Origin of the sequence: Allorhizobium undicola ORS 992 = ATCC 700741, from assembly GCF_000621665.1 — a bacterium.
Lineage (GTDB): Bacteria > Pseudomonadota > Alphaproteobacteria > Rhizobiales > Rhizobiaceae > Allorhizobium > Allorhizobium undicola.
This window is the reverse complement of record NZ_JHXQ01000046.1, coordinates 1-1,780: the sequence shown is the minus strand read 5'-3', so window position 1 is coordinate 1,780 and position 1,780 is coordinate 1. Positions and strand designations below refer to the sequence as shown.

1 protein-coding gene is annotated in these 1,780 nt (G+C 59.4%); it reads left to right on the top strand.

The annotated features are described in order from the left end of the window. The coding region (locus T424_RS0118670; RefSeq protein WP_027489059.1) for a putative Ig domain-containing protein at positions 1 to 1,689 on the top strand (1,689 nt) is incomplete at its 5' end. Positions 1,690 to 1,780: the final 91 nt, after the last annotated feature.

Sequence of the window (1,780 nt, the reverse complement as noted above, 5' to 3'; positions counted from 1 at the left end):
ACCGGCACGCCAACGGCGGCAGGCAGCTACAGCTTCACCATCACCGCAACCGATGCCAACAGCGTCACCGGCTCGGCAAGCTATTCGCTGGCCGTCAGTGCAGTCGCTTCCTTTTCCTTCTCGCCCGCTGGTGGGGCTTTGAAGGAAGCAATGGCTGGAGAGGCTTATAGCCAGCAGATCACGGCAACGGGCGGAACCGGCTCGCTTGTTTACAGTGTTGCGTCCGGCAGTCTGCCAGCGGGCATGGTCCTCAACATTTCCACCGGCGCGCTGAGCGGCACGCTGGGTGCCAGCACCGAAGGCAATTACACATTCTCGATCCAGGTCAGGGACAGCAATGGTGCAACGGCCACCGCCAGCTATACGGTGAAAGTTGCGGCACGCGCCGTGACTGCGGCCGATTATGTGGTGGAGGTTCCGGCAGGCTCCAGCCCCGCCAATGTCTATCTCAACCGGAACGCCACCGGCGGGCCCTTCACCGCTGCCGATATCGTCTCTGTTCAGCCGCCCGAGGCTGGCACCGCCACGCTCATTCAGGGCGAAGTGGCGGCTGTTTCGGCATCGGCCACGCCGGTTGGCTGGTATCTGAAGTTCACACCCAATGCGGCCTATTCGGGGCAGGCGGTTGTCTCCTACAGGCTCTCCAGTTCGCTGGGAACATCGAATGCAGGCACCGTCACCTACAACATCAACTATGATGCGGAAGAGGTCGCTTCCGACATCGACAGCCTGGTGCACAGTTTTGTCCGCAGCCGCCAGAACCTGATTGCATCCTCCATCAAGGTGCCGGGCCTGATGGAGCGTGGACGGATGACCCAGGCAACGAAGCCGGTAACGACGCGCATGTCGCCGTCGGCAGAGGGTATGACCTTCGGCTTCTCCACCAGCCTTGCGCAGATCGAATCGGCCCGCGATGCCGCCGATGGAGCAGGGGGCGGTTATGCCTCGCCGTTCAACATCTGGATCGACGGCGTTCTGCTGGCCCATAACGACAAGGAGATCAACGGCGACAAGTGGGGCAGTTTCGCCATGGTCAATCTGGGGGCGGACTACCTGCTCACCGACCACGCGCTGGTTGGCCTCTCCTTCCATTATGACCACATGACCGACCCGACGGACGAGGATGCAACGCTGACCGGCAATGGCTGGCTGGCCGGACCCTACACATCCTTCGAAATCGGCAAGGGGCTTTTCTGGGACGCAAGCCTGCTTTATGGGGGGTCGTCAAATACGATCGATACCCAATTCTGGGACGGCAATTTCGATACCAGCCGCTGGATGTTCGACACCTCCCTCAAGGGTCAATGGGCGCTGGATGACCGGACCATGCTGAGCCCGAAACTGCGCGCCGTCTATCTTTCCGAAACCGTCAATGATTATTCGGTAAAGAATAGTGCAGGCGACATCATCGATCTCGACGGCTTCACCACCGAGCAGTTGCGCGTCAGCATTGGCGCCGAAATCTCCCGTTCCTATACTCTTGCAAGCGGCACCACGCTCACGCCCAAACTCGGCGTTACCACGGGCTTTGCGGGACTGGACGGTGAGGGTGTCTTTGGACAGTTCTCGGCAGGTCTCTCGATGCAAACCGCGCAAGACTGGGCAATCGACAGCAGCCTGCTCTTCAATATCGAAGGCGATGGCGACAAATCGGTCGGCGGCAAGGTCGGCATTTCGCGCCGTTTCTAGAGCGGTTCATTGTTTCACGGAAACATTGAGCCGCTCTAACTATTTGTTTTTACGCATTTTCAAACGGAAAACCGGCTTCCACTTTTCCTGA